The 272-nt window shown below is 40.1% G+C and carries 1 protein-coding gene; it reads right to left on the bottom strand.

Annotated elements, in window-relative coordinates:
• The coding region (locus tag Q4528_RS13925; RefSeq protein WP_303522179.1) for an ABC transporter permease subunit at nt 1-272 on the bottom strand (272 nt) is incomplete at both ends.

Here is a 272-nt window from a genome sequence, read left to right as displayed (position 1 = left end):
ACCGATGCCATAAACAATACGGTAATAAGAGGCACTGCACGCCAAAACTCAATGTAGATAGTACAAAAGCTTCGTACTATTGGCATATGAGAACGTCGACCCAAAGCCAATAAAATACCGATTGGAAGAGCTGCAACAATACCCACGATAGCCAATACTAGCGTTAGCAATAAGCCACCCCATTGATGTGTTTCTACCTTAGGTAAACCGAAGGAGTCACCTAACAATAAGAAAAACACAATAATTGGGTATATAAACAAGCTGAATAATGC

The organism is Staphylococcus pasteuri (assembly GCF_030547725.1).
In the GTDB taxonomy this organism is placed as follows: Bacteria; Bacillota; Bacilli; order Staphylococcales; family Staphylococcaceae; genus Staphylococcus; species Staphylococcus pasteuri.
The sequence above is the reverse complement of the archived record's forward strand: the minus strand, read 5'-3'. Positions and strand labels throughout refer to the sequence as shown.